The following is a 25,197-nucleotide window of genomic DNA, read 5'->3' as shown; positions in this document are numbered from 1 at the left end:
TAAAAAACTAATTTATTTAACTGACAGTAAGTATTCATATGCTGTTTTTTCATCACTCTGTAGTTTAATGACTGCATCAGTTTCATCATTCAAAGTAAGGTTAAATACCTTCTCACCATCATAAGAAATTTGATGGCCCATACGGAATTCTGAATCAATTGACTCAAGAATAATAAAATTCCCTTCGATATTCGAAGCAATATAGCAAGTATTGTTTCGATGAACATATCTAATTGTGTACATCACTATTTAAATTCCATCTAAAAAATTATGTTTTTTCTTAAATAATAAAAAAGCTCGCTTCCTCTTCTCAAGCAGAAATGAAGCTAGTGAAAAAAGATCCGCCCTTCTTTTGATTTCTAGCACTCATCATTCAGCGCTAAACTAATATATAAATATTACAGAAATACTTAACAATAAAAAACCCCGCCATTAGTCGATACTGATTCAGGTTTCTTGTACCGTCATATGTCTGACAGAACTGACTATCACGTGGGCTAACTTCTATTTAAATTAATCTTTACACTTAACTTTTAAAATGGCTGCTTTGGTATTCACTGGAATAAACAGTCCTGAATTATAGACAGTATGATGATTTACGATTTTGTTATTGCTATCCAACTCATCAAAACCTTTATCTTTACATATTTCTTCTGCTTTCCTGATTAACTTTGACCTCAAAGCTTCTCTTGAACCAAATGCATTACTTTGAGCATGAAGTTGGTAAACACCAGGATTCACCTCAGCTACAGTAGGTGGAAACATTTGTAGACAACCCGACAACATACAAGCTGTTATTGCTAAAACAACTATTGATTTAGTCTTTTTCATTTATTTGAACTTAAAATAAAATAACGTAGCAAAAATAAAGTCTAGATATGACACTAACATTTCAAGGTATAAAAAAGCCCACTTTTTCAAGCAGGCCTTCCCCTTATGATTTTTTGCGCTGATCATTCAGGACTTTTGTTGTACTTAGCAACTCGCGGATATTACAGAAGTATTTGACAATAAAAAAGCCCAGCAGAAGAGATTATTTACTATTTGGTGAAACCATTTTTTCAGGTTTAACCACTTCATCAAATTGCTCTGCCGTAACCAAACCAAGTTCAACAGCGACCTGCTTTAAAGTTTTATTTTCTTTATAAGCGGTCTTTGCAACTTTTGCAGAATTTTCATAACCGATCACTGGATTTAAAGCAGTGACCAACATGAGAGAGTTATGTAAGAAGTGATCAATTTTATCCTTATTAGGCTCAATTCCCACCGCACAGTGATCATTAAAACTATTACAAGCATCGCCAAGCAACTGAATAGACTGCAATAAGTTGTAAGCAATCACTGGCATAAATACGTTTAATTCAAAGTTACCTGAAGCACCTGCCACATTAATGGTCGTATCATTTCCAAGCACTTGGGCAACAACCATTGTCATTGCTTCACTTTGTGTCGGATTGACTTTACCCGGCATAATGCTTGAACCAGGTTCATTTTCTGGGATACGGATTTCACCAAAACCACAACGTGGTCCACTTGCCAACCAACGAATATCATTGGCAATTTTATTTAAACTCACTGCAAGCGTTTTTAATGCACCAGAAGCAAAAACAGCAGCATCACGTCCTGCAAGTGCTTCAAATTTGTTTGGAGCAGTCACAAACGGTAAGCCTGTAAGCAAGGCAAGTTGCGCAGCTGATTTCACTGCATAGTCAGGATGTGCATTTAACCCTGTACCTACTGCAGTACCACCTAGTGGCAATTCATATAAACCACTTAAAGCTTGCTGTAAGCGCACTACACCATGCTCAAGCTGAGATACATAGCCGCTGAATTCTTGACCTAAAGTTAATGGCGTTGCATCTTGTAAATGGGTACGGCCAATTTTAACAATAGATTGAAACTCATCAGATTTCTTTTGCAAAGTCGCTTTAAGTTGTTCTACTGCCGGAATGAGTAATTCATTAATTTGCAGACTTGCAGCAACATGGATTGCCGTTGGAAATGAGTCGTTCGTTGATTGAGCACGATTGACATGGTCATTTGGATGTACAGGTTTTTGGGCACCTAACACTTGACCTAATTTTTGGTTTGCAATATTTGCAATAACTTCATTGCAGTTCATATTACTTTGCGTACCAGAACCAGTCTGCCAGACAACTAAAGGAAACTGTGAATCCCATTTACCATCAATTACTTCTTCAGCCGCGCCCACAATATATTGGCTCAAATCTTGCGGTAACTGTTCAAGCTCAGCATTGGTTATCGCAGCAGCCTTTTTTACTAGCCCCATTGCTCGAATCATGGCACGTGGTAATCGTTCTTGCCCGATTTTAAAGTTCTGTAAGCTGCGTTGAGTCTGTGCTCCCCACAATGCTTCATTTGGAACTTCAATCTCACCCATAGTGTCATGTTCAATTCGTGTTTGCATAGAAACCTCAGTTGTCTGGTTAAAGAACTTACGGGCTGAAGCAAGTATTTGCTCTGGCTAGTTAATTTTTAATATCGTACTCAAGCATTCCATTATTGTAAATAAGAATCATTATCTTATCTTCCATTTAATGTATTTTGATAAAAGCGCCATTCATCTTCAATCATTTGTTTTAACGAGCGTTTAGGTGTCCATTGCAATAATGTTTTTGCTTTTTCTATATTTGCCCCAACCTGACCTAACTCTACATGCTTATAAATCGCAGGTTGAGTCGCAATTTCGGCTTGAGTTACCTGTGAAATTTCATCTAGTAATTGACGAATAGAGTGAACTTGGTCATGGGCAATATTGAATGCCTCACAACAATGTGTTTGATTACGTAGCCAATGTAAGCTTGCAGTTACAGCTTCACACACATCTAAAACGTGTAGAAAACTGCGTTCAGTCGTATGGTCTGATGTTTCAGCTTGATCTTGTAATTCAATTAAATCACGTTGCATGGCTGCAACTTGCATCGCAAGCGGTACAATATTTTTAGGGAGCTGTGCGACATATTCTCCGAGCACCCCATGTTCAAATGCACCGACAATATTAGATAAGCGCAAGATTGCAATTTTCCACTCATGATCAATTTTATAAGTATCACGGATAATTTCTTCAATCATCTGTTGAGACTTAATATAAGGATTAGGATAAGTGTAATTAAATTCTTCTGTTTCGCTTAATTGCAAACCAGATTTTCCATAAGCTGCAAGGCTTGACAGCTGAATAAAGTGACGAACACCTGTGCGTTGCATGGCACGCAGTAAACTCATGATGCAACTTACATTATCATTATAATATTCAAGAGGTTTAAGATTAGATTCTTCAATTGATTTAAACCCAGCAGTATGAATAACTGCATCAATTGAATATTGCTCGAAGACCTTATTCAATGCAGGTGTATTACGTACATCAAGTTTAACAAATGGAACGTACATACCAGAAATAAACTCTAGCCGTTCCAGCGTTTGCAAGGTCGAATTAGCCAAATTATCGACAATTACCACTTCTTGCCCTTGGGCCATTAGACTCAAAGCAATGTGTGAACCGATAAAGCCTAAACCACCTGTCACTAAAATCATTGTATACTTACCTTTCTCTTAATGCATCTACGCCCATTTAGACGTATGACCATAGTGAATTCTTAATGAGTACATTACTACTAATTACCTCTGCTCCTACTTCCATTCATGCTTGGCATGCGTTAGGACTTGCTCAGGCACTCAAAAGTAAAAATGAAGACTTTCGTGTATTCTTTTACCAAGATGGCGTGCAGGTTGCTAATGATTTTCAATGGGTTCCTGACGACCAGCGTAATTTAACGCATGAATGGCAAAAGCTTTCGATTCGACTTCCTGTATGTGTGAGTGCTGCCCTCGCTCGTGGTATTACCGATGCAGAAAATGCCAGTCGCCATCACCTTACTCATTACAACCTTGCCAAAGACTTTCAACTCGTCGGGTTAGGTGAACTTGCTGATGCGGTACAGTCAGCATCTCGTCTTATTCAATTTTAAGTTACTTTGTTTGCTTAGATTGTTGCTTTTAAAAGGTATATTGTGTGAAATCTGTACTCGTCATTTTAAGCCAAGCCAACTTAACTAGTCTTCAAATCAATGAAAGCCTTTCCGCTACTATGGTTTTAGCAACCTTTGGCTCACCAGTCAAAGTATTATTGAAAGATGCTGCTCTTAGTCTCTTGCAAAATGACCTGAGCTTTAACCAGTTTCATCATACCTTCAAAGTAGCATCAAATATGGTCGAAAGCTTTGAATTTTATGATTTAAGCCCCATTCTTATCGAAAGCAAAAATCAACAAAATCCTTTTGTTCAGCAAACAGAACAAGAGCTCGAATTCATTCAGTTAAATAATGAGTTCATTCAGTCTTTTGACCATGTCTTATATTGGTAGATGAAGGTGTAAATTTAATGAATCCATCAACACTTTATCTCGTGCAATCTACTTATCACAATACACCGAATATTATTGATGAGTTAGGTCATCTTTATCAGGTAGGTGACCAAATTATTTTTATGGGTGATTCTGTTGCGCGGCTTTCAGCTCAAATTATTCAACAGTTTAAATCTGTTTCATGCTTAAGTATCGAAAAAGATTTACTCGATACAGATACTTTAGCCCAGATAAATGTACTCGACTATGATCAATTTGCAGATCTGGTTTTAACGTTTAATCGCTGTATTTCTCTTAAATAATAGATTTAGGCTAGTTTCATGAATTTAGAATTAGACCAAGATGGTCATTTGGTTGATTATACAATTTGGAATCCTGAAGTTGCACAAGAGCTTGCCAAGTCACTTGATCTTGAACTAACCGATTGGCATTTCGAAGTTTTAGCTGCTGTGCGTCAGTTTTATCAACAGTTTGGGCACTCCCCAGCAACTCGCCCACTGATTAAATTTTTAATGAAAACCGTAAGTCCAGATATTAATAATGCCGTTTTACAGCAACAATTTAATACTGGTTTAGTTGCCCGCCATTTAAGTCGTTTGGCAGGTATTCCTAAACCAGCAAATTGTTTATAAAGCTAAGCAAACTTTTTAGCAGCAGCGACGCATAAAAGGGTTGCTGCTGTAACCACCAACATCGACCAGCTCACATGTTCATGCAATAAGGCTGCCGCAATGGCTAGACCCATTAAAGGCTGTAAGAGTTGTAGTTGACTAATGGCAGCAATACCACCTTGGGCAAGTCCTTTATACCAAAAAAAGAAACCAATAAGCATGCTGAACAAAGACACATAAATGAGGCCAACTACAGCTGATGCTGATATATTCTGGAAAGAAGTAGGCATATAAAAAATAGTAAGAAACAGCATGAAGGGTAATGATAAAATGAGCGCCCAACAAATGACCTACCACCCGCCTATTTTTCTCGAAAGTACACCGCCTTCTGCATAGCCAAAGCCACAGAAAATAATCGCCATCAACATATAAAAGTCCCCTATTCCAAGTGATGTATCACCAGAAATAAAAAACATATAAGCGAAAACAACAGCACTTCCTAATACTGCAAATATCCAGAAAAATTGATTCGGCTTTTCTCCACCTCTCAGTACAGCAAATATTGCAGTTGCAAGCGGCAAAAGACTAACAAAAACAATTGAATGAGCTGCATTCATATATTGCAAAGCGAGGGCGGTAAATAACGGAAAACCAATCACCACCCCTATAGCAACAATAGCAAGAGGCCACCAATCTTGTTTGGCTGGTTTCTTTTGTTTTAAAACCAATATAAGAATAAGTCCTAAAATACCAGCAATTGCTGCACGTGCTGCGGTTAGAAAGCCCGGTTCAAACCCCATTACAGCTACACGTGTCGCTGGTAGCGAGCCTGCAAAAATAGCCACGCCAATAAAACCATTTACCCAGCCATTCATAAACCTATTCATAATTTTCTCCGTCACTATACGAAGAATTTAAGCTGTGCTAAGGTGATTAAACCAGATACAAAGCAGTACAATTTAAAAGAACTGTTATGTACTAACAACCAGTACAGTTGAGATTATAAGCCCGTGAACCAGAGCAAAACAAAAATTGAAATTGTCATTTCAGAGATTGAGCAACAAATAAAAAATCGATCTTTAATGCCTGGAGCTCGCTTACCTTCTGTTCGTAAATTAGCAAATGATTTAGGTTTTTCAGTCTCAACCGTCGTAGAAGCATATGAAAGATTAATTGCTTTAGGGAAAATTGAATCAAGAACAGGATCGGGATTTTATATTGTCGGCCCGCTCGCACCACTATCATTAAGTGAATTAAGTCCCCAGTTAGAACGATCAGTAGACCCTCTATGGATTTCGCGCCAGTCTTTAGAAGCGAAAGCAGATGTGTTTAAGCCTGGTTGTGGTTGGTTACCCGATGACTGGATGCCATTAGATAGCATTCGTAAAGGATTAAGGGCAGCTGCAAGGAGTTCAGACGCTTGTTTAATGGGTTATTCAACCCCGTTAGGTTTACCACCTTTGCGGGATTTGTTAGCAAGACGTGCCCAATCAAAAGGAATAGATGCAAATCTACATCAAGTACTTTTAACAGATTCTGGCACTCAAGCAATTGATTTAGTTTTCCGTTTTTTATTAAAGCCCGATGACGTCGTTCTGATTGATGATCCTTGTTATTTTAACTTTCATGCATTGCTTAAAGTTCATCAAGTCAAGGTTATTGGTATTCCCTACACACCAACAGGCCCTAACTTAGAGGTATTTAAAGAAGCAATTGAGACTTATAATCCACGTCTTTATATCACCAACTCAGGAATTCACAATCCAACTGGAGCAACGCTTTCTCTTTCTACTGCGCACCAACTCTTAAAATTGATTGAGCAATCTAACTTAATAGTAGTTGAAGACGATATTTTCTCAGATTTTGAATATACACCAGCCCCTAGACTCGCGGCTTTAGATAATCTTTCACGCGTAATTTTTATTGGAAGCTTTTCTAAAACGTTATCTGCTTCTATTCGTTGTGGCTATATTATTGCCAAACCTGAATGGATGGATCAGCTCACCGACCTAAAAATTGCCACAAGTTTTTCTCACAATGGTGTTTCTGCTGAAGTTTTGCTTACCGCTTTAACAGATGGCTCTTATCGTAAACATATAGAACTATTAAAAGTTCGTTTAGCAAAAGCGATGCACGATACGATTACAAAACTTGAACCTCTGGGTATAAAGCCATGGATTAAACCTCAAGCTGGAATTTTTGTTTGGTGTCATTTGCCAGAGGGTATTGAAGCTTCAAAAATTGCGAAATATTGTATTAATCATAATGTTATTCTTGCGCCAGGCAATGCTTTTAGCCAAGCTTCTAATGCAGGTCAATTCATACGATTTAATGTAGCACAGTCAAATCATGAACATATTTATAAGACTCTTGCTGATGCTATTCAACAAGAGTCTTCATAATTTATAGAGAGAAAAATTAAGCTTGTTTCTGTTTTTGTTCAATATATGCAAAATAGCCCGGTCCAGCTGAGACTTGCACTTGTTTTGCATGTAAAGGCTCACGGCAGACCGAACATACCATAACTGGTTCAAACTTATGTCCACAAGTTTTATGACGATATTCTAGTGGCTTGCCTAAGCCTTGGTCCATCCATTTATCTGCCCAATTCGCCATAGACAAAATAATTGGATAAAGTTCAAAGCCCTTATCAGTGAGTTTGTATTCAAAGCGTTCTTGACGATCAAAATAAGGGGCTTTGGCTAATATTTCATATTCAACCAAACGCTTTAAACGATCTGAAAGGACATGACGAGTTACGCCTAATGATTTTTGAAAATCGTCAAAACGTCGTATTCCCATAAAAGCATTACGTAATATTAGCATCGTCCATCGATCGCCAATCACTGATAGCATACGAGCAACCGAACAAGGTTGATCACCGATGTCATCCCATTTCATCTTTATGCGTTCCTCGATATTTCCTAGCCCAACGGCCCTATTGTTTATATCCTAAACCACTTACTACGATTTATGCAAGATTCATTATAAAAATAACTTCTTATCCACTTTATAAAAAAATTTTCATTATGAAAAAAGAGAAAGTTATTATTAAAAATTGCTAAATAAATATAACCCACTCATTTTTCATAATGAGTCATATTTATCATCTTTTATAATTAATTTGAAATAAATACGCCCTTTAATATATTGCCTGCTTCTAGTTTTACACCTGCCGGAATACGAACCAGACAATTGGCCTGCATTAAATTACTCAGCATATGTGATTGCTGTTTTGCCAGACTTTTTATTTTAAGCTGTCCATTTTCAAAATAAGCATACATTCGTAAAAAACGTTCACGTGCATCTTCTTTTAAATCATGATCTAAAATCGCACTAAACCACTCCGGCCCTGTTTGATTTCCCTGTAGGGTATCTAGTAATACCTTACCATACACCTGCATAGACACATAGACCGCAGCGGGATTACCCGGCAAACCGAGCAAATAACAACAATGATCTGTTTCTGGGTTTGAATATTCAGCAAAGAATAGCGGTTTCCCAGGTTTCTGTTTTACTTTCCAAAAGATTTGTTCAAAACCAACCTCAAAAGCACATGGTCGTACAAAGTCATAATCACCTACAGAGACTCCACCTGTCGTTATAATGACATCATGGCTGTCTTTTAACTGATTAAAGTAATGTGTGACTTGCTCTGCCTCATCTGCCACATGAATCAGTTCAACATCCAAGCCATAATCTTCAAACCAAGCTTTTAATAATGGCCCATTTGCATCAAAGATTTTGCCGTCGACAAGATCTTCTGCCGTTTCTGCAACTTCATCACCAGTCACCAAAACAGCGACTTTCGGTGCACGATAAACTTCAACAGTTTGCACACCAGCCATACTTAAGGCAGCTAAGCTTCCAATATTAAGGAATTGCCCTGTTTGTGCCAACAATTGTTCTTTCTGGACTTCTTCACCTGTAAATCGAATATCAGCTTGGTGACGTATATGCTCAGTTAAGCAAATTTCTTGGGTCGAAAGAACCGATACCATTTCTTGCCTCGCAACATGTGTTGTTCCTTCAGGAATTTTACCACCTGTAAATATACGGATAGCCTGACCTTCTTTAAGGCTGTCATGGCTTTCACTTCCCGCTCGAATCTCACCAGTAACCTGAAATTTTTGATTATTTAAATCTTCCGCATGGCTACAAAGTGCGTAACCATCTACCGCACTTTGAGAAAAGCTTGGCAGATTAATTTCTGAATAAATTTCTTTAGCGAGATATCTACTTAGACTGTTTTGAAGAACTTGGTTAATCGAACCCAACTTTTTTGGCTGCTTAACAATCAGCTCAAGTGCTTCATCTACACTAATTAATCCACGCTCTGTACCACAACCTGACATTACTCATATCCTCCCGGATGCGGTAAATCACGGCACACATCAAAAATATGAACGAGGGCTGGTAAAATAGCAGCCATTGATTCACTTGCTCCACCGCGGCTTCCCGGTAAAGTCACCACCAATGAGCGATCAATAAAACCAGCTACCCCACGTGACATTGCCGCATATGGTGTGCGTTTTTGTCCAAAAGATCGTGCAGCTTCCATTAAACCGTCTAGCTTACGCTCAAGAAGTGGCTCTAATGTATCGACCGTAATGTCACGCTTACCAATTCCGGTTCCACCCACCGTCATAATACAAGCATATGACTTACTCAGCTCAAGCACTAAATCTTTTAGAACATCTGCTTCATCAGGCAAAATTTGATAATGAATCGGATCGAACCCTGCTTCAGTTAAAGTTTCTACCACAGACTTTCCGGCTGTATCGGGTTTTCTACCGGCTGCAACGGTGTCAGATAACACAATGACCGCTGCCGAAACGGGTTGACGAAGTACGCGTTTAAAGTGCGATTTACCACCCTTTTTCTTAAGCAGTTTACATTGATCCATCCAGAGTTCTTCTGGTTCACAATGTGGTTTTAACATGTCGTAAATGGTCAAACCTGCAAGGCTTGCAGCCGTGAGGGCTTCCATTTCTACCCCAGTAGGGCCAATCGTTTCGACCACGGTAATAATCTTTACAAAATCATGTTCTAATTCATATTCAACATCTGCACGATAAATCGGCAGTGGATGACACAAAGGAATCAGCTCATCGGTACGTTTGGCTGCCAAGATTCCTGCAACACGTGCGGTTTTTAATGCATCGCCTTTTTCGGTGTTCCCTTGTCTTAATAGCTCAATACAATGTGGAGGCGCATATAAAATCGCTTGTGCTTCAGCAACACGATAACTTTCCGGCTTCATTCCTACGTTTTTCATTATTTATCCTAGTGGTGCATATTTCAGTGTGAATGTTCATGGCCGGCATGATGGTGGTGATGCTTGTGTTCTTGTGGCGCATCTTTGCGAATACAACAACCTTCTACATAATGACTCGTACCGTCTGTAAAGAACTCTTCTTTAAAAACTGGCACTTCATGCTTCACTCGCTCAACCGCTTCCTCACATGCTTGAAAAGCTTCACGGCGATGGGCTGCATAAGCAATCGCAATAATGGCTGTCTCACCTACATCCAGATGACCGATTCGATGAACGACCCGCACATAAGATACCTGATACTTTTTCTCAATTTCCAGTTCAATTTCACGTATCATTTTTTCAGAAAGTGGCTTATATGACGTATATTTCAACGCTTTAACAGCTTTACCCTCATGGTGATTACGAACCGTACCTATAAAAATATCGATTCCACCACATTCAGGAAATGATTGAATCGGATCAAAAGTATCTAAACTTAAAGCCTGCTCTTGTATACGCGCAAAATCTCGCATGACTCACCCTCCTGCAACTGGTGACAATAAAACCAAAGTACATGGCTCACTTAAAGCAGATTGTCTCGTTATGACATTATCGCCAATCGCACATGCACATTTTTCCATGGCTTGTGTAGATTCTGGATGTAATGAAACAATTTCATCTAATACATCTTTAACCAAAATATGATTGGGACAAACCAACGAAAGGTTTTGAGGAAGCAATTTTTCAATTGCGCCAAACGCTTCGATTTTAATTTGGATAGATTGCTGCATTTATCCCCCAAGCATATGCATACTGATTTTACGGGTTTGTTGATGTTGTAAGGCATGAAAGCCTTTAGCTTTGTGCCAAATATACGGCATAACCATATCTGTTAACTGTTGAATATACATTGCATGATCAGCTGTCGTACGTGCACGTAATAATGATTGAAGCTGCGGTTTAATATTGAGACCTTGCGGCGCAAATAAACAGTTGTAGAGTTCGCCTTGTGCAGTTAACCGTATACGGTCGCATTGATGGCAAAATGAATGAGTAATTGTGGAAATAATCCCAAGAGAGTAACTATTATTGATTAGATATTGGCGTGCTGGCTCATGCTGTTGTTCGACAACCTCTACTGAATAATGTGGTTGCAAAGCTTGTAAAATTTCAGCCTCACTCACTACATCTTTACTTGACCAAAGCGCATCGCCATCAAGTGGCATAAACTCAATAAAGCGTAAAGGAATATGATTGGCGATTGACCATTTAACCATCGGTAAGATCTGATCATCGTTTTTATTTTTCATCAATACGCAGTTAATTTTGAATGGTAATCCGACATTTTTAGCAGCTTGAATACCCTCGAGAACGGGTTCTAATTTTTTCTTGGTTAGCTCTTTAAACTGAATAGCATCAAGACTGTCTAAACTAATATTTAGGTCATCTAATCCCGCATCTTTTAACTGCCTAGCGTATTTTGCAAGGTAATGCCCATTTGTAGTCATTGAAACACGTTTTAGGCCTAACGCTTTCAAAGCTTGTAACTCACGAACAAAATGCACAATGCCTTGACGCATTAATGGTTCGCCGCCTGTAATGCGGATACTTTCAACACCATGTTGCACCATAAAATGACAAAATTGAAAGAGTGCCTCAAAACCAAGCAGATCTTGCTTATTCAACCATTCAGGATGTTCAGGCATGCAATATACACACTTAAAATTACAGCGATCAGTTACGGAAATACGTAGCTTTCGCTTTATACGGCCATATTGGTCTTGAAGAACCAAAGGTGTATTTTCAGAGTGATATTGTTTCATCATTTGCACTCATATCGAGAACAGTTCAAATATTGCTGGCACTTTTTCTGAGCAATTAAAATAGAAATTTGCTCTTCAATAGTGCTGTGCTGTTTAAGCAAAATTTGTTCCAATTCTATTTATCATCCATAGTTTTTTATGGGTATCAGCAAGATTAACGTCGTCCAATTTTCGTCTTAAATTTTAAAGCTGTACAAATTTAGTGCGACGTCAATCTCTTGTATGCCCTACATTATTTCTAGCATTTTTCTAGACGGATGGGTACATATTTATGGTACGGCGTTTTAGATAAAGGATCACAATGTTCACCAGACACCAGAAGATTTAATTGTGGCCCTATTGGCTCGCCACCTTGAAAACGCATGCCATAGCCATGTGGAAGTGATACTACACCTTTTCGCATACCCTCATCAAAATCTACGGTTACCTGAATTTCTCCGTGTTGTGAGATACATTTGAGTTGATCTCCTACAGCTACATTCAGGTTTGTAGCGTCTTCAGGGTGAATTCGTAAAGCGCCTTCTGCATCTACTTTTCGCCATGCAGGGTCACGGTAAATCTGATTAGCGTTATAACTACGGCGCTCCCCCGACAAAAGTATGAAAGGAAACTCTTCAATACTAAATTGATGATTTTTTAAATTTGCTAGTTCACTTAACATTTCTGGGATAACCAAACGTATTTTTTTGTCTTTGTATGCCACGAGCTTCCACATTTCATCATATTCATGTTGTGATAACACCACACCTGAACGCTGATTTAAAATTTGCTCAAACAAACGAACACCTAACGTTAAAGGATTACCTTTGTAACCTGCACGGCGCACAGCTTTGGTATGTAAAACAGCATATTGAATAGACAGAGGTAATAAAAAAGCAACTGAAGCAGCTGAGTTTTCTAAATGTTTACCTAAAGTGCGATAGAGAATTGAAGCTGCAAAAGGAATGTATTTTTTATGTCGAGCAAAAGTTAAACCCAAAGCCGACAGATAAGGTAAATATGCTGTTTTTTTCGAGTCGACCGCAGCTATTTTTTCTAACACTGGAAAGCTTTTAGGAATGACCTTCATGGCTTCAAGTAATCGTGTATAAATTTCTGCTTCGGGTAACGTATTGCCTTGGGCGGTGAATACCGGATGTCTCAGGTGAAAACCGTTTTTAGGAAACTCAAGATTAAAACCTGTAAATTCCCATTTTTCAAATTGCGTATGTGCAGGCAAAATATAATCTGCAAATCTCGCTGTTTCCGTCATGGCAACATCGACCACAACCAACAAATCTAATGCTTTAAATGCTTTTTCGTAGGCAGGTGTATCAGGATAGGTTAATAAAGGATTACAGCTATCTACAAAAACTGCGCGAATTCGTTTTTCGCCTGCTTTTAATATTTCGTCAGGTAAAATATTGGGTGGGAAAAAACCTGAGATCGGAAACATTTTATGGTAAACACTACGTCGATATTTCGATTTTCTTTCATCGGTATCGCTTAAAATTGGAATAAACATAGTGTGTAAATTATTGGTGCCTTGTTTTCCAAAGTTTCCGGTCAATAAATACAGTAGTTTTTCTAAATATCCGTTTAATGTCGTATTTAAAGTATGTTGAATACCTAAATCAATACGCACACAGCCTCTTTTAGCCTTTGCAAAATCTCTAGCCACTTGATAAATCAAATCGACTGGTACATCCACTTTTGCAATATATTCTTCAATCGGGACACGGCTAAAAGTTGTTTTTACCTCTTCAAACCCTTGTGTATGCTGTTCAATGAATTTCACATCATATAGTTGTTCTTTAATAATAATGGCAATCATGGCCGACATTAAAAAAGCATCTGTTCCAGGTTTTAACTGCACATGAATATCTGCTTGTTTTGCCGTTTCGGTAACACGCGGATCGACTACGACCATGGTGCGGTTGGGGTCTTTTTTAATATGCTTTAGCGTGTCTCGTGCATTGGGAATCCCATGTGCTTGAAATGGGTTTGTGCCAATAAAAAGAACATAATCTGCGTATTCAACATCTTCTGTCGTATGGCAGGCCTGATTTCCAAATAAACGTCCATTCAGCCAAAAATCACCCGTTTTTTCTTGGGCAAGAGAGTTGTAAGCATAATAACTTTTCATGGCTAGCAAAAGTTGACGCCCATAAGCTGCACCCAGATGATTACCTTGACCACCGCCCCCAACAGAAGCAAAAGCGGTACCACCAAAATTATCTCTAATCTGAACTAAACGTTCGGCAATTTCGTGTATAGCATTGTCCCAACTAATTTCTTGAAATGAACCATCTGGTTGACGCTTCAAAGGTGTAGTCAATCGGTCTGCATGCTGCTGATAATGCTGTAATCTTGCGGCTTTTTGACAAATGTAGCCTTGTGAAAATGGATGCTCAGGATTACCTTTAATTTTGACAAATTGATTATCTTTAACTTCAACACTTAACCCGCAATTTCTTGAACATAAAATACATGCGGTAACATCCGTTTTGTTTTCCTTTAGCGCTTCTACCATTTCGATTGACTCCCTTTATTTTTATGCATATGGATGGAACTAAAACATCAAGTTCCAAAATAGAACTTATATAGTAAATAGTCAACGGCACAAATATTAAAAACGTTTTTCGCACGACCAATGTAAGGTTAAAAGCTCTTCAAATACATCGTTAATTTGCTGTAAAAATTTCTTTAAATGCTGTGATTTGTTTGTATTGCTGAAGCTCATCTAGAGAATTGATGCTATGAAAAAATAAATTTTGTTTTTGAAATATGGCGACTTGTGCATGTAAAAGCTTAAAGCACTCTTTCAAACTTAATCGTTGTTTTTCAATTTGCTCGGTTATCGTGATTAGGCTTTCACGCTTTAACAAGCAAAATGGGTACAAGGCATCTCCATTAATTGACACATAAGCGGCTTGAGCTTGTTTGTTTTTCCGAAGTGCACTGTGTAATTTGGCAACGACTTGTGTTGGTACATAGGTCACATCACAGGGAATAAACAAAACATAATCTGCTTCTACATGAGACCACGCACTTTTCATACCCATCAGTGGGCCTAAAAAGCCTGAAGCATCGTCTTGAAAACATTTAATATCTGGCACAATACTCTGATAGATTGAATAGTCGCGATGACTATTCACCCAAAGTTCAGATACCGATGATCTTAATTTCTGATGAATTTTAAGAAGTTGGGGTTCACCATCAAATTGCTGCAACAACTTATTTAAACCGTTCATACGGCGGGCTTGCCCACCCGCCAGAATGACCAGATCAGTTACGGGATATCCCTTATTCACACTTCCACCTCCTGTTGGCAAGCTTTAATCAGGCCACGGATTTCAGGTAAACATGAACCACAGTTCCCACCTGCTTTTAAACAAGCAGTGACCTGTTTTTCATGGATAATGTTTTGTGTTTTTATTGCTTCAATAATTTTATTCTTACCTACTTTAAAACAACTACACACTAAAGGCCCATCATTATTAGTAGCCGACATCGGCATGCCTGCTAGCAAAGCTTTGCGGTGTAAGGCACTTAAACGTTCGCGTTTAAACAAACTAGCCACCCAATCACGGTCTGGCAATAAATCTGGCGGTGCAATATATAAGCTTGCAATTACAATGCCATCTTTCAAAATAACGCTATGGCTCAGTTGTGAAGAGATATCTTCAATACTTAACCATTCAAAAGTTTCATCGGCAAATGGCAAGAAATTTTTCAGGTTCTTTTGAGTATCATGAAAAGTTTGGCGGTCTGCAAGTTCATAACGGTTGGTTTTAACCATTTTGACCTTAGTCCACCATGCACAGTGATGTAGCGATTGTTGGATATGCGAATCATATCCTTCCCGAACATAGAGCACGCCTTGCCAAGTGGTATAGAACGGCTGAATGGTGACAGGCGTATGTTTAAACTCAGGCTCGCCTGAAATTGCATCAACTTCTGGGTTAACGACTTTACCAATGCGGGCATCAGAGGCAACTTGTTCAGTCCAGTGAATCGGTGCAAAAATTTGCCCACGACGTACACCAGATGAAAATGTCACACGTAATACACAACTGCCCCATTTAGAACGAACTTCAACCAAACCTTGATCACGTACACCAAACTTTAGCGCATCGCTCGGATGAATCTCACAGAATGGTTCTGCACGGTGACTAGTTAAGTTTGCTGACAAGCCAGTACGGGTCATGGTATGCCATTGGTCACGAATGCGGCCAGTGTTCAAAATGAGTGGATAGTCTTCTGAAACTGCATGAACCGGATCAATTGCAACCGTTGGAATCAGTTTTGCCTTCGCATTTTTATAACTAAATTGGCCCTTGCCAAATAGTTGCTGAACGGCTTTAGCATCTTGGGTTTTATCCCACACTGGCCATTGTAGAGGTTGCAGAGCATCGTACTCAGCAGCATTTAAGTTCATCAAACCTTTAAGGTTGAAATAACGGAAAATACTACTTTCTTCACGCGCATCTATATCTACATTATCTTGTGCAGATAGTGCCGCATGCTCATTAAAGATGTCACTAGGGCCCGCAAAGTCAAAACCATTAAAGCCTAATTTTTTCGCAACTTGGCTCACCGACCACCAGTCTGCTTTTGCTTCACTTGGAGTAGGCAGGAAAGCACGCTGACGAGAGATACGGCGTTCAGAGTTAGTTACAGTACCGTCTTTTTCTCCCCAACCCAAAGCAGGAAGTAAAATATCAGCATATGCTGTCGTATCTGTATCTGCACAAATATCTGACACCACGACCAGCTCGCATTTTTCTAATGCACGTTTGACTTGGTCTGCATCAGGCAAGCTCACAACTGGATTAGTTGCCATAATCCAGATGGCTTTAATTTTTCCTGATTCAACAGCACGGAACAAATCAACTGCTTTTAAACCCGCTTGATTAGCAATAAATGGGCTATCCCAAAAGGTTTGCACGACTTTTTGATGCAGTGGGTTATCTAAGTCCATGTGAGCTGCTAGCATATTTGCCAAGCCACCCACTTCTCGGCCACCCATCGCATTGGGTTGCCCTGTCATTGAAAACGGTGCTGCGCCCAGTTTGCCAATTTTTCCAGTGAGTAAATGACAGTTAATAATGCTATTGGCTTTATTTACACCCTGAGTGGATTGATTCACACCCATTGAAAATAGGGTTACCACTTTTTCTGTCTGAGCAAATTTCTCAAAGAACTGCTGTAACTTATCTAGTGCAATTCCTGTACGCTTTGCCACATACTCCATATCAGTTTCTGGCTGACTGCTGACCAACACATCCTTTAAACCTTCGGTATAGGTATCGACAAAAGCTTGATCGGCATGACCATTTTGATATAAGTATTGAAATAAGCCATTAAACAAGGCGACATCTTGACCCGGTAAAATCGGCAAATGTAAATCGGCTTGTTCACAGGTACTGGTAAAGCGTGGGTCAATCACTACCACAAACATATCTGGGTTTTGGCTCTTTGCCTGCATAATCCGTTGATAAAGTACTGGATGACACCATGCAGTATTGGAACCCACCAATACCACCATGTCTGCGTGTTCAAAATCTTCATAGCTTGCTGGTACAAGATCTTCACCAAAGCTACGTTTATGTCCAGCCACCGCTGATGACATACATAATCTTGAGTTAGTATCGATGTTGGCTGTACCTAAATAGCCTTTTACAAATTTATTAACGACATAATAGTCTTCAGTAAGCAATTGTCCTGAAACATAAAAGGCGATGCTGTCACGACCATATTTGTCGATACACGACTGAAATTTATCGGCAATCTTATCGATTGCATCGTCCCATGTAGTTACAGTCCGATGAGACTTACGTCCCATCATTGGCTGTAAAACACGTGTTTCTAACCCCAAAGTATCCGCAAGACGGCTACCCTTAATGCATAAGCGTCCAAAGTTAGAAGGATGCTCTGCATCCCCCTCAACTTGAACCACAGGCCCTTGAGGTTTTTGTTGAACGTGTACACTGACACCGCAACCAACACCACAATATGGACATGTTGTTTTAGTTGTTTTTGCCACATGATCGGAGCTATCGATTTCAACGCTTGGAATACTGTTCATAACTGCTCCTTTCCCTATTTAGCCTGCATTTTTTAATGCAAAATCTCGACCAAATAACAGTTTATTTCTGAATGAAGAAACAGGTGTTTGATCTGCGATTAACTCTGCATACCACATGCCATCTTCAGTATCACCAAACAATACCGCACCAATTACTCTATCGCTTTGAATGATAATGCGTTTGTAAATCTGGCGTTTTTCATCGTTCAGGATAATGTCTTCATAATCATCTTTCGGTTCAAAATTGCCCGCAGAGAATACATCGACACCACTAACTTTTAACTGGGTTGGTACAGTCGGTGCCTTAAAGGTCAAACTACCATGCTCAGCCAAGTGCGTCGCACAGATAAAGGCTTGGCCCCATAATGGCTCAACCAGACCAAATGTTTGCCCACGGTGTTCAATACACTCACCCACAGCGTAAATACTTGGGTCAAAGGTTTGCATAGTATCATTCACCAATACGCCGCGGTTACAGCGTAAACCCGCACTTTGTGCCAAGCTAATATTTGGTCGGATACCAACTGCAAAAACCACAAGGTCAGCATCTAAAACAGTACCGTCTTTTAGTCGAATCTGTTTTACATGACCATTTTCATCACCTACCAATGCTTCTGTATTGGCTTCGGTAATAATATTAATGCCCTTTTGCTCAATGCTATGACGAAGTAACTGACTCGCACGGCCGTCGAGTTGACGCTCCATAATACGGTCCATTAAATGCAATACGGTCACGTTCATACCGCGTTGCTTTAAACCGTAAGCTGCTTCCAAACCAAGTAAGCCACCACCAATCACTACTGCATTGGTTTTTGAACCGCAGTACTCAATCATGGTGTTAACGTCATAAATATCACGGAAGGTTAAAACACCCTTTAAATCCACTCCTTGGACTGGTGGAATAAATGGCGCCGAACCGGTTGCCAAGATCAAACGGTCATAATCAACTGTTTGTTCCTTTTCGGTGTAAACCACTTTACGTGGGCGATCAATTTTTACAGCTTTATCGCCTGCAATAAATTTGATGCCTTTATCGCTATACCACTTTGGCGGGTGCAGCATAATGTCTTCAATGGTTTTTTCACCCGATAAAACCGGAGATAACATAATACGGTTGTAATTACCCCAAGGTTCTTCACCAATCACCGTGACTTCATAACGATCTGGTGCCATGTCGAGTAAATCTTCTAGGCAACGCATACCTGCCAAGCCATTACCAATCAGTACTAGTTTAAGTTTGTCTTGAGACACACCTGTATTGGTAATATAAGTTTTTTGTGGCACGGGGTTGATCAAAACACGACCATCAACAATTTTGCTTGGATAAACTGAAAGTTTCTGGTCTTTATCTTCTAAACAGCGACCAGTAGCCAAACTAAAGTGTTGTTTATAAATTGGTGATGCGATCACACGCTCGCCTTGTAAATCACCAATAATGCCGCGGCTCATGACATTTGCTTGGCTAAACGGATCTTTATTGCTTAACACATAAACGCGTTTTTCATGTCCAACTCTGAAGATTGCAACTGCTTGATCACCTACTAACGCGCCTGCGCCAGTGTTTGGGGTTAAATCATCTAGTGCACACACATCAATCCATTCGCCATCAGGAAGCATATTTTTGTCTTGTACAATATTCATAGAAATTCTCCTGCTTATGCTTCAACCATTGGAATACGGTCTTCTGAACGCTCAACGTCTGTTAATGGTCGGATTTGGCCACGTTCAGTCGTAAATTGAATGTGTGGATCGGCCTGTTCATTTGCACTTGCATTGATATAAGTTTGGAAGCGTTTACGAACTTCAGGATTTTCTACCGCAGTACGCCATTCATCTTGATATGTGCCAATCACATGTTCCATACGGCGCTCAAGCTCAGCAGCCAACCCAAGAGAATCATCAACCACCACAGATTTAAGGTAGTCCAAACCACCTTCCATGTTGTCGCGCCATACGCTAGTACGTTGTAAACGGTCTGCTGTTTGAATGTAGAACATATAGAAACGGTCGATATAACGAATCAATGTTTCTTTATCGAGGTCAGATGCAAGCAATTCTGCATGACGCGGTTTCATACCACCATTACCACACACGTAAAGGTTCCAGCCTTTTTCAGTCGCGATAATACCCACGTCTTTACCTTGTGCTTCGGCACACTCACGTGTACAGCCAGACACCGCCATTTTTAATTTATGTGGTGAACGTAAACCCTTGTAGCGATTTTCAAGCTCGATAGCTAAACCAACTGAGTTGTCTACACCATAACGACACCAAGTACTACCGACACAAGATTTCACGGTACGTAATGACTTACCGTATGCATGACCAGATTCAAAACCAGCTGCATTCAATTCTTCCCAAATAAATGGAAGCTCGTGAACTTGTGCACCGAACATATCGACACGTTGACCACCAGTGATTTTGGTATAGAGGTTATATTTCTTGGCAATTTGACCAATGGCAATCAAACCATCTGGAGTCACTTCACCGCCAGCCATACGCGGTACGACCGAGTAAGAACCATCTTTTTGGATGTTACCCAAGTAGTAGTCGTTACTGTCTTGCAGACCGGCATGACTTGGTTCAAGTACGAAGTCATTCCAGCAAGATGCCAAAATATTTGCAGCAGCAGGTTTACAGATATCACACCCTAAACCATGACCATGTTGATCAATCAAGTCGTCAAAAGTTTTGATTTCATTGACACGAACCAAGTGATACAACTCTTGGCGAGAGTACGGGAAGTGTTCGCAAATGTGGTTGTTAACGGTTACACCTTGACGTTGTAACTCAGATTTCAATACTTGAGTCACTAATGGTGCACAACCACCACATGCAGTTGCTGCTTTGGTGCATTTCTTCAATGCACCAAAAGAAGTCGAACCATCGCTAATTGCTTGGCAAATGTCCGCTTTTGATACGTTGTTACATGAACAGATCGTTGCGCTATCTGGAAGTAAATCTACACCGCTACCACCTGATTTACCTGCTGATTGCTCAAAGCCCGGCATGATTAAACTTTCAGGCACTTCTGGTAAATCCAGACCGTTTAACATCATTTGTAAAAGGTCGTTATATTCTTTAGCATCGCCCACCAAAACTGCACCAAGCAATTTAGTTTTGTCTGCATTTACAACAATCTTTTTATAAACCAGTGCATGCTCATCTGTATAGAAGTAGTTTAATGCACCTGGAGTAATGGCATGCGCGTCGCCTACAGATGCAACATCAACACCCATCAATTTCAACTTGGTGCTCATGTCCGCACCAGCGAAAGAGTGACATTCTTCATCTAACACATGTTTCGCTGCAATACGTGCCATGTCATAGCCCGGTGCAACTAAACCATAGATTTTGTTTTGCCAAAGCGCACATTCACCAATTGCGTAAATGTTGCTATCGGAAGTTTGGCAGTAATCATTAATCACGATACCGCCACGTTCACCAATCGCCAGACCACTATTACGTGCTAACTCATCACGTGGGCGAATACCTGCCGAGAATAAAATGATATCTGCTTCAAGTTCACTACCATCAGCAAACTTCATCACATGTGTTGTGCTATCACCGCATTCAATGCATTGAGTCGCTTTTTGCGTATGAACTTTTACACCTAAATCTTCAATTTTGCGACGTAGAACTTTACCACCCAAGTCATCAATTTGAACTGCCATCAAACGTGGAGCAAACTCAACAACATGTGTCTCTAAATCTAGGTCACGTAATGCTTTGGCTGCCTCAAGACCAAGCAAACCACCACCAATAACCACACCAGTTTTAGCGTTCAAGCTCGCTGCACGAATCGCATCTAAGTCTTCAATGGTACGGTAAACAAAGCAGTTTTCACGGTCATTACCCGAAATTGGAGGAACGAATGCATACGAACCGGTTGCCAACACCAATTTGTCATAGCTAATCACATCGCCATGATTGGTTGTTACTGTTTGTGCAGCAGTATCAATTGCGGTTGCTTTGGTATTTAAACGCAGGTCTATGCCATGAGCATCAGCAAAGTCAAAACGAGCTAAAGATAAATCTTTTGCCGATTTCCCCGAAAAATACTCAGTCAAATGTACGCGGTCATACGCGATACGAGGTTCTTCCGCGAGGATAGTGATTTCCAGTTCATCATCTGCTTTTTCTAAAATGGCTTCGATGAATTTGTGGCCCACCATACCATGACCAATCATTACCAATTTCATAGTGTTTCTCCTCAAATCACGTTGCTTTTAAGCTGCGTTATTGCGTTCTCAAATAGACGTTGTTCTTTTGCTTTGTGCTCTACCGAGAAGCGAATCAACATCACGAAGCATGTAGCTACTTGAAACCAATTTTTTTCACTCGTTGACGACGCCCAATGCACAGCAAAGTCATAAAAAGAAATAAAAAAAGCGAGCCCCCTCATAGAGAAGGCTCGCATCGCTGGAACTGAAAATTTAGATAATTCAGATGTAACTTTTTTATGCAATAAAAATAAAGACATGACCTTCACTCCGACTGAACGTAACTTCTTTGTGTGTACAGTTGCACTCACAAACTCGATCAGAACGGACATCGTTGGCCGTCTTTAAAACTCATGGTCGTCTTCGACCTGTAATTAAGTAAGCACTTTGCATGCCAATATTTTAAAAACTTAACAAGATAATATTTTTTGTCTTTAACTTCATACAGATAATAACTTTCAAGATGTAGGTAAAAAATTAAGTCTTATTTTCCCTGCTCTATCACTGCACACTTATATGGTTTAAATAAAAATACGCCTTGCTACAAAATGAATCGTATTTTTGCACCAAGATTGATCAGACTGATGATTTGGCATGCTAAAGTGCCATTAAAGCTCGATTTTTTCTTTAGTTTTCGATGGCACTAATCTTGCTTAAAAAACTGATAACAAAAAACGCGTCGAATTGGCGCATTTTCTTAGCCTGATTTTCTGAACTTATGCCAAAACTCAAAATAGCCCTTATTGATGATGATCATGCGCGAGCCGACTATATAAGAAAAAGTCTGCTTGAAAATGATTTTGAAGTGGTCGCTTGCCTTACTTTGGACCACTTGAATATCTTTCGCCTCGAACATTTACAAGCTGATGTGATCTTGCTTGATATGGATCATCCTCACCGTGACATTATTGAAAGCTGTGTCAGTAGCTATGACCTTCCTACCGTTCTGTTCACCAAAAATTCAGATAAAGACACAATCAAACAAGCCATAGATGCGGGGGTGACTGCTTATATTGTTGATGGCATAGACCCTGCCCGCTTACATACCATTTTAGAAATCTCCATTGAGCAATATAAAAAACACAAAAAACTCGAAGGGGATCTAAAAGATGCTCAAACTAAACTCGCTGATCGTAAAGATGTTGAAAAGGCCAAAGTTTTACTTATGCAACTCCATGGCCTTCCTGAAGATACAGCATTCCAGTTGCTCAGAAAAAATGCCATGAGCCACCGTATTACGATTGGGGAAATGGCTCGGCGTTTACTTGACGCCCAAAAATTACTTGGCAATCAACTAAAGGATGAATAAATGAGCACATTAGAAAAGACTCAGCTACAACTCGGCTATATTCCTTTGCTTGATTGTCTTGCATTGCTTTGGGCAAAACAAAGAGGTTTCTTTGACGAAGTAGGGCTCGACGTTACTTTAGTTAAAGAAGCATCGTGGGCAAGTCTTCGCGACCGCCTTGCTTTTGGTTTATTAGATGCAGCTCACTGCTTATCTGCAATGTTACCTGCGGCCGCAGTAGGATCAGATCAGATTGGTACGCCACTGCAAACCTCACTAGTTTTGAGTGAAAATCGTGCATTTATCAGCTTAAGCCAAAAATTAACGCATCAACTTAAACTTCAAGAAAATGATACAGCTCAAGTAACGGCGCAAAAAGTAGTGCATTACATTGAACAAGGTCATTCTCTTTCTTTAGCTCATGTGTTTAAGCACTCCATTCATCATTATTGTTTAAGAGAATGGTTAGCTTTAGCAAACCCTGAACTCGCTCAATCGATTCAGCTCAAAACCTTACCACCACCTTATATGGTCGAAGCACTAGATAAGCATGTGATTGATGGTTTCTGTGTCGGAGAACCTTGGAATACTCAGGGCGAGCTTCTTGGTTTAAGTAAAATGATTTGCTCAAGCCAGAACATTATTCCACCTGTGGCTGACAAGGTTTTAGCCGTAACTCAGGAATGGGCTGAACAGCATCCACAAACGCTGGTTGCGCTCACCTCTGCAATTATGAAAGCTCAGCAAGAACTTAGCGAACTAGAAGACTTTGCTCCAATTTTAAAATTATTGGTCGAATTTGGAATTGTTCGTTTTCATTGCTCAGAAGAAGTGCATGTCGACAAATACTATATGATTCAGGATATTGTCCGTCATTTGGTAAAAGAAAGCGCTCTTCCGAAAGTAGAAGACTTTTATTGGCTCTTTCAGCAAATGCAAAAGTGGGATGACCTTCAGCTAGACCAAACACAAATCAATGCACTGGGTCATAAATGCATTAATCTTGCGGCTTATGATCAAGCTAAGCAGCTTAATTTCGCCTAACACGCCCTATCAATCAACAAAAAAAGCTGTCTTTTATATAAAAGACAGCTTGAAAGACCCATAAGACAAAATGCGAAACACGCATTACTATATTTTCTGGACTCAATTGATCCATTTAAAATATAGCGCTTATGGACATGATCATATCCATCTAAACGTATCATTTTCAGACATTTTCATATCAATAACTGACACTTGATCAATGTCACTTAATCAGCCTTAACATTTTAATAAGTCCCTTAAATATTGCTCTTTTTATAAGCATTAAATATGGTCATAAACTCTACAAAATGTAGGCCGCATAAAATATGTTAATCAGCACAAATATTCCGATTTAATTTTAAAGTAATTTCAGTCACGAGTTTTTATTTCCAAAACCCTATGCTCATTAAATTATTTTTTATAGGTGAAAAGTAATTTATTGCCTATCTAGTTATATTTAAAACATTTATTAATTAGTCACTTTATAAAATATAAATATTAACATTCAAATAATTACA

At 39.5% G+C, this 25,197-nt stretch carries 24 protein-coding genes and 1 pseudogene; 7 read left to right on the top strand and 18 right to left on the bottom strand.

The annotated features are described in order from the left end of the window. Positions 1-12: 12 nt before the first annotated feature. The 4 genes from F936_RS19395 to F936_RS08355 form a co-directional block, all read right to left on the bottom strand. Positions 13-243, bottom strand: coding sequence for a hypothetical protein (locus F936_RS19395; protein ID WP_005046613.1), 231 nt, complete (start codon positions 241-243; stop codon positions 13-15). Positions 244-513: 270 nt separating this feature from the next. Beyond that, positions 514-831 carry a hypothetical protein gene (locus F936_RS08365; RefSeq protein ID WP_005046612.1) on the bottom strand — a complete coding sequence of 106 codons (318 nt, stop codon included), beginning with the start codon at positions 829-831 and terminating at the stop codon, positions 514-516. A 202-nt stretch (positions 832-1,033) separates the two neighbouring features. Next, positions 1,034-2,428: a class II fumarate hydratase gene (fumC, locus tag F936_RS08360; protein WP_005046611.1), complete on the bottom strand. Its 1,395-nt coding sequence runs from the start codon at positions 2,426-2,428 to the stop codon at positions 1,034-1,036. Positions 2,429-2,544: 116 nt separating this feature from the next. Then, positions 2,545-3,552, bottom strand: coding sequence for an NAD-dependent epimerase/dehydratase family protein (locus F936_RS08355; protein ID WP_003652214.1), 1,008 nt, complete (start codon positions 3,550-3,552; stop codon positions 2,545-2,547). Between the two features lie 65 nt (positions 3,553-3,617). Between F936_RS08355 and tusD the strand changes: the two genes are divergently transcribed. From tusD to F936_RS08335, 4 genes are read left to right on the top strand one after another with little or no spacing between them, the layout of a single operon-like run. Then, positions 3,618-3,986, top strand: a complete 369-nt coding sequence (gene tusD / locus F936_RS08350; RefSeq protein ID WP_003652216.1) for a sulfurtransferase complex subunit TusD — start codon at positions 3,618-3,620, stop codon at positions 3,984-3,986. A gap of 44 nt (positions 3,987-4,030) precedes the next feature. Then, positions 4,031-4,381 (top strand): hypothetical protein, encoded by a 351-nt coding sequence (locus F936_RS08345; RefSeq protein WP_003652218.1) that lies wholly within the window; start codon positions 4,031-4,033, stop codon positions 4,379-4,381. 17 nt (positions 4,382-4,398) lie between these two features. Further along, positions 4,399-4,683: a hypothetical protein gene (locus F936_RS08340; RefSeq protein WP_005046609.1), complete on the top strand. Its 285-nt coding sequence runs from the start codon at positions 4,399-4,401 to the stop codon at positions 4,681-4,683. A gap of 18 nt (positions 4,684-4,701) precedes the next feature. Further along, a complete protein-coding gene (locus F936_RS08335; protein ID WP_005046608.1) occupies positions 4,702-5,013 on the top strand; it encodes a TusE/DsrC/DsvC family sulfur relay protein in 312 nt (103 codons plus the stop codon). A 2-nt stretch (positions 5,014-5,015) separates the two neighbouring features. On the opposite strand, the pseudogene F936_RS08330 reads toward F936_RS08335, so the two are convergent. After that, positions 5,016-5,879 (bottom strand): annotated as a pseudogene (locus F936_RS08330) (DMT family transporter). 123 nt (positions 5,880-6,002) lie between these two features. On the opposite strand from F936_RS08330, the gene F936_RS08325 reads away from it, so the two are divergent. Then, positions 6,003-7,394, top strand: coding sequence for an aminotransferase-like domain-containing protein (locus tag F936_RS08325; protein ID WP_005046605.1), 1,392 nt, complete (start codon positions 6,003-6,005; stop codon positions 7,392-7,394). Between the two features lie 16 nt (positions 7,395-7,410). Here F936_RS08325 and F936_RS08320 read toward each other — a convergent pair whose 3' ends face one another. The 12 genes from F936_RS08320 to F936_RS08265 form a co-directional block, all read right to left on the bottom strand. Further along, a complete protein-coding gene (locus F936_RS08320) occupies positions 7,411-7,893 on the bottom strand; it encodes a winged helix-turn-helix transcriptional regulator (RefSeq protein WP_003652226.1) in 483 nt (160 codons plus the stop codon). A gap of 218 nt (positions 7,894-8,111) precedes the next feature. Further along, positions 8,112-9,347 carry a molybdopterin molybdotransferase MoeA gene (locus tag F936_RS08315; RefSeq protein WP_005046604.1) on the bottom strand — a complete coding sequence of 412 codons (1,236 nt, stop codon included), beginning with the start codon at positions 9,345-9,347 and terminating at the stop codon, positions 8,112-8,114. Beyond that, positions 9,347-10,270 (bottom strand): bifunctional molybdenum cofactor biosynthesis protein MoaC/MoaB, encoded by a 924-nt coding sequence (gene moaCB, locus F936_RS08310; protein WP_003652229.1) that lies wholly within the window; start codon positions 10,268-10,270, stop codon positions 9,347-9,349. Before moaCB ends, F936_RS08315 begins: the two co-directional genes overlap by 1 nt. Positions 10,271-10,293: 23 nt before the next feature. Further along, complete coding sequence (locus F936_RS08305) at positions 10,294-10,782, bottom strand: molybdenum cofactor biosynthesis protein MoaE (protein ID WP_004643135.1); 489 nt, start codon at positions 10,780-10,782, stop codon at positions 10,294-10,296. Positions 10,783-10,785: 3 nt separating this feature from the next. Beyond that, complete coding sequence (locus F936_RS08300) at positions 10,786-11,040, bottom strand: MoaD/ThiS family protein (protein ID WP_003652232.1); 255 nt, start codon at positions 11,038-11,040, stop codon at positions 10,786-10,788. Next, positions 11,041-12,081, bottom strand: a complete 1,041-nt coding sequence (gene moaA / locus F936_RS08295) for a GTP 3',8-cyclase MoaA (RefSeq protein ID WP_080595395.1) — start codon at positions 12,079-12,081, stop codon at positions 11,041-11,043. It lies immediately after the preceding gene. Between the two features lie 229 nt (positions 12,082-12,310). Continuing rightward, the gene (locus F936_RS08290; protein WP_005046601.1) at positions 12,311-14,584 is read right to left on the bottom strand and encodes a molybdopterin-dependent oxidoreductase; all 2,274 of its coding nucleotides are present in this window, start codon (positions 14,582-14,584) and stop codon (positions 12,311-12,313) included. 151 nt (positions 14,585-14,735) lie between these two features. After that, the gene (mobA, locus tag F936_RS08285) at positions 14,736-15,365 is read right to left on the bottom strand and encodes a molybdenum cofactor guanylyltransferase (RefSeq protein ID WP_005046598.1); all 630 of its coding nucleotides are present in this window, start codon (positions 15,363-15,365) and stop codon (positions 14,736-14,738) included. Beyond that, the gene (locus F936_RS08280; protein ID WP_005046597.1) at positions 15,362-18,142 is read right to left on the bottom strand and encodes a nitrate reductase; all 2,781 of its coding nucleotides are present in this window, start codon (positions 18,140-18,142) and stop codon (positions 15,362-15,364) included. The genes mobA and F936_RS08280 overlap by 4 nt, the downstream gene beginning before the upstream one ends. Positions 18,143-18,160: 18 nt before the next feature. Beyond that, on the bottom strand, positions 18,161-19,783 hold the full coding sequence (gene nirD / locus F936_RS08275) for a nitrite reductase small subunit NirD (protein ID WP_005046594.1): 1,623 nt from the start codon (positions 19,781-19,783) through the stop codon (positions 18,161-18,163). 14 nt (positions 19,784-19,797) lie between these two features. After that, positions 19,798-22,344, bottom strand: coding sequence for a nitrite reductase large subunit NirB (nirB, locus tag F936_RS08270; RefSeq protein WP_005046591.1), 2,547 nt, complete (start codon positions 22,342-22,344; stop codon positions 19,798-19,800). Positions 22,345-22,355: 11 nt separating this feature from the next. Beyond that, the gene (locus tag F936_RS08265; protein WP_017390022.1) at positions 22,356-22,697 is read right to left on the bottom strand and encodes a hypothetical protein; all 342 of its coding nucleotides are present in this window, start codon (positions 22,695-22,697) and stop codon (positions 22,356-22,358) included. A 386-nt stretch (positions 22,698-23,083) separates the two neighbouring features. Here F936_RS08265 and F936_RS08260 point away from each other — a divergent pair, with 386 nt between their 5' ends. Together F936_RS08260 and F936_RS08255 are read left to right on the top strand one after the other, a co-directional pair. Further along, positions 23,084-23,674, top strand: a complete 591-nt coding sequence (locus tag F936_RS08260; protein WP_003652246.1) for an ANTAR domain-containing response regulator — start codon at positions 23,084-23,086, stop codon at positions 23,672-23,674. Further along, on the top strand, positions 23,675-24,697 hold the full coding sequence (locus F936_RS08255) for an ABC transporter substrate-binding protein (RefSeq protein ID WP_005046585.1): 1,023 nt from the start codon (positions 23,675-23,677) through the stop codon (positions 24,695-24,697). 13 nt (positions 24,698-24,710) lie between these two features. Here the strand turns inward: F936_RS08255 and F936_RS18725 are convergent, their stop codons facing one another. Continuing rightward, the gene (locus F936_RS18725) at positions 24,711-24,812 is read right to left on the bottom strand and encodes a hypothetical protein (protein ID WP_080595396.1); all 102 of its coding nucleotides are present in this window, start codon (positions 24,810-24,812) and stop codon (positions 24,711-24,713) included. Positions 24,813-25,197 lie beyond the last annotated feature (385 nt).

This window comes from Acinetobacter calcoaceticus DSM 30006 = CIP 81.8 (assembly GCF_000368965.1).
GTDB classification, from domain to species: Bacteria; Pseudomonadota; Gammaproteobacteria; order Pseudomonadales; family Moraxellaceae; genus Acinetobacter; species Acinetobacter calcoaceticus.
The sequence above is the reverse complement of the archived record's forward strand: the minus strand, read 5'-3'. Positions and strand labels throughout refer to the sequence as shown.